The sequence below is a fragment of the Mesorhizobium sp. M8A.F.Ca.ET.021.01.1.1 genome, assembly GCF_003998025.1.
Taxonomy (GTDB): Bacteria; Pseudomonadota; Alphaproteobacteria; order Rhizobiales; family Rhizobiaceae; genus Mesorhizobium.
In genome coordinates, this window is sequence record NZ_RZSJ01000578.1 from 1 (window position 1) to 3835 (window position 3835).

General features: G+C 62.2%; 4 protein-coding genes. All 4 read left to right on the top strand.

The window, feature by feature from the left end; genetic code table 11:
* Positions 1-374 (top strand): hypothetical protein (locus tag EOA36_RS38550; RefSeq protein WP_245464513.1); only part of this gene is annotated, 374 nt, incomplete at its 5' end.
* A 232-nt stretch (positions 375-606) separates the two neighbouring features.
* Entirely contained in the window at positions 607-786 is a 180-nt protein-coding gene (locus EOA36_RS38555; protein ID WP_208695977.1) for a hypothetical protein, read from the top strand.
* 170 nt (positions 787-956) lie between these two features.
* Complete coding sequence (locus EOA36_RS30110; protein WP_127280591.1) at positions 957-3269, top strand: peptidase domain-containing ABC transporter; 2313 nt, start codon at positions 957-959, stop codon at positions 3267-3269.
* A gap of 110 nt (positions 3270-3379) precedes the next feature.
* The coding region (locus tag EOA36_RS30115; RefSeq protein WP_127280592.1) for a biotin/lipoyl-binding protein at positions 3380-3835 on the top strand (456 nt) is incomplete at its 3' end.

Consider the following 3835-nt stretch of genomic DNA (forward strand, 5'->3'; position numbering starts at 1 on the left):
GGAGCGACAGGGTCGACTGGTGCAACCGGCTCGACCGGAGCAACTGGCTCGACAGGTGCGACCGGCTCGACCGGAGCAACTGGCACGACCGGAGCAACTGGCCCGACAGGCTCGACTGGAGCCACCGGCTCGACTGGTGCGACTGGCTCGACAGGTTCGACCGGGGCCACCGGCTCGACTGGAGCGACAGGTTCGACTGGTTCGACTGGAGCAACCGGGTCGACTGGAGCGACAGGTTCGACTGGTTCGACTGGAGCAACCGGGTCGACTGGAGCAACCGGTGCGACTGGCTCGACCGGGGCAACCGGTTCGACCGGAGCGACTGGCTCAGCCGGTTCGACGGGTGCGACCGGAGCGACCGGCCCGGGCGGTGAGACTGGTGACCACCACCATGGCAATAACGGCTTTGGCAATGGCGATCAGGATGCACCTGGTAATTCCGGGAACCATAACAATGCCGAAAACGGCCCTGGCCACAAAGCCACCATCTCGGCCAATACGCTCGGACTGAAGGACTCGACGCAGTTCCTGCAATCCAGCTCTACCGACAGTAGTGCCGTCAGCCATGCGTCGTTCCGCCAGCTTGTCGGCCTGGCAGCCAGCTCCGTGACGACCGACCTCCTGAATGTCCTCAACACGATCAGGGGATTTGGTCAGAACCAGAACAAGCCGTTGGGTGCGAGTAACGACCTGATTTCGGACAAGACCAAGCAAGGTGCCGGCTACGCCAACACCGACGACACAGTGAAGAAGGCTCTGAAGGATATTCTGAAGCCGCATGAGTGAGCAGGAATGGTGACCGGACAAACCACAAAAGAGACCGGTCCAAGGGTAAGAAATGGTCGCGCGGGCTTTGCGAGAGAGCAAAGCCTGCGCGTTCACCATTTCCGAATGGGCAAGGGACGGTCTGCCCTGGGCACGACTGAACTTTGGCCTGCGTGCCGGAAGGGAAGTCCATGGTAAGCATCCCTTTTAACGCCGAAACCCGGCCGGTCCAGATCCGCACCGACACCGACACCGAAGCCGACGCGACCGGCAAGGCCGGCGGCGAGAGCGTAGTAGGACGGACTCCGGGTGGCCCCGCCGAGTTTGACCAGGTCGGGCCGCGCCTCAAGGCGATGCTCGCGGTCGCCCGCTATCATGGTGTCGAACTCGACCCGAAGGAATTCAGGGCGGCAACTGCAAGCCCGTTTCCAACCTCCACTGATCTGTCCGAATGGGCGCGCAACGGTGGTATGTGGTCTCGCGCCGTCCGCGTTCGCTGGTCTCACCTCTTGCGCTTTCAGGACACGGGACCCGTCGTTCTGTTGTTCAACGATGGGGGCGCGGGGCTCCTGATCGGGGCGAGTGCGGAGCGCGACCTAGTCTTCCTCAAAAGCGCGGACGCGTCTGATGATGGTCAACCCACCGCGATCGACGAGTTGCGCCTGTCGCAGGTGTGGACGGGCGAGGCGGTGCTGCTGAGACAGGCGCGATCCTATGTTGCGGCGGATGCGCCTTTCACTCTCGGCTGGCTCGTCGAACTGGTGGGGCTTGAAAGCCGACCCCTCCGGGACGTCGCTATCGCCTCGTTCACGCTCAGCGTGCTTACCATCCTGCCGCCGCTCATCGTCATGACGGTCGTCAACAAGGTGCTGCAGTTCAACAGTGTCTCCACGCTGTTGCTCTTATCGGCCATAATCGCGGTCGTCTTCGCCTACGAGACATTCCTAGGTCACGCGCGGCGATTGATCATCAACGTCGTCGGCGCGCGTTTGGACACCAAACTGCAGCTGCACGTTTTCAGTCGGCTCCTGCGCCTGCCGCTGGACTATTTCGAGCGTCATCCAGCCGGCGAGACGATGTACCGTCTCGCCCAGGTCTATCGCATCCGCGAGTTCCTGACCGGCAAACTGCTCGGCACGTTGCTCGACCTGATTACGCTGTGCGTGCTGATACCGGTGATGTTCTACATCAACGCCAAGCTCGCCTGGATCGTGATCGCCTGCGCAGGCGCGATCGTGGTGATCATTCTCGCCTTCCTCAAGCCGCTGCGCCGGAGGTACCAGCGGGTGATCGAAGCCGAGACATGGAAAGCGGCGGCACTCGGCGAAACTGTTGTCGGGATAAAGACCGTGAAGGCACTTGGTCTCGAGCCGCAACGCAAGGCGCTTTGGGACGAGCAGGTGGCGGAGTCGGGAAGGGCGCGCCTGGCCTTCGGCCAGTTCGCCAGCTGGCCGCAGACCCTGGTTACGCCGATCGAACGTGCCATGGTGCTTGGCACTATGCTGATCGGCGCCTATCTCGCGATGAACGACAGTTCGGGATATATGGTAGGTGGCCTGTTCGCCTTCATGATGATCTCCCAGCGCGTCGCACAACCCCTCGTGGGGCTGGCACGACTGATCGAAGACTACGAGGAGGTCGGGGCAGCGATCGGCGAGGCGGCGTCTGTTCTGAACCGGCCGCTGGAGAGCAGTTCGAATTCCCTCGGCCTGAGACCAAGGCTCGTCGGCGAGATCACGTTCAGCGATCTGACCTTCAGCTATATCGGTACGAAGACGCCCGCACTCGACCGGGTCAGCTTCAACATTCCGGCAGGGTCCATGTTCGGCATCGTCGGGCGCAGCGGGTCGGGAAAATCCACGATCGCGCGCCTCCTACAGGGGATCAATCGAGACTATAGCGGATTCCTCAAGCTGGATGGTGTCGACCTCAAGGAATTCAACCTGCGCCATCTGCGCCAGGGGCTCGGTGTGGTGCTCCAGGACAATTTCCTGTTCCGCGGATCAATTCGCGACAACATCATTGCCGGGCGCGCAGGCCTGACGCTTTCCGACGCCATGCGTGCCGCACATCTGGCCGGCGCCGAAGAATTTATCGAACGAATGCCTAATGGCTACGACACCTACATCGAGGAAGGATCGCCCAATCTGTCGGGCGGTCAAAAGCAGCGGCTGGCGATCGCGCGCGCCCTCATCCACAATCCGACCATCCTCATCCTCGACGAAGCGACCAGCGCACTCGACCCGGAGAGCGAAGCCGTCGTCAGTAACAACCTGATGCGCATCGCCAGCGGGCGCACGATGATCATCGTTTCGCACCGGCTCTCCTCTCTCACGGAGTGTGACCAGATCCTGGTAATGGAGCAAGGTAAGGTGCTCGACGTGGCACCGCACGCGACCCTGCTCGAGCGATGCCCCCTCTACAGGCAACTGTGGTTGCAGCAGAACCGGCACCTCGACGGCCGCGCCGGCCGCCCGGTGGCCGTACCGTCGCGGCTGGATTGACGATGTCACGCTGCGATCGATTGAGCGTGAGGATCGCCGGCAAATGGGCGATCCATAGCGGCGCCAACGCGCTTGGCGGCACGCCAAAAGGTGGAATGGGATAGCAAGCCATGAGCAGCAGCACCTCGGTCGCCATCCGCCCCCCCCGCCGGCAGCGGACCAAAACGAACGATCCGACCACACCGGCCATCCTCGAATTCCAGTGGCCTTCCACGGCGATCGCCAATGCGCCAATGCCGAGAACGGCGCGGGGCATCATCTGGGTTATTTCGAGTTTGGCAATCGCCTTGATTGCCTTGGCAGGGTTGATTCCCGTCGACCAGGTGGTGACGACCAGAGGGCTAGTGGTCTCACAATCGCCGAACATCATTGTGCAGCCACTGGAGACGGCGATCGTGCGCTCGATCGACGTGCGCGAAGGACAGCATGTGCGAGCCGGTCAATTGCTTGCCCGCCTCGATGCTACGTTTGCCTCAGCCGACCTCCAGTCGTTGGCAATCCAAGTCTCGACGCTTGAGGCCGAAGTGGCTCGGTTGAAGGCAGAGGCCGACGGGCAAGCCTTCAAC

Bases quoted from the DNA above. Each gene is read 5' to 3' on its own strand.
- EOA36_RS30110 (WP_127280591.1), top strand. From the start codon at position 957: ATGGTAAGCATCCCTTTTAACGCCGAAACCCGGCCGGTCCAGATCCGC.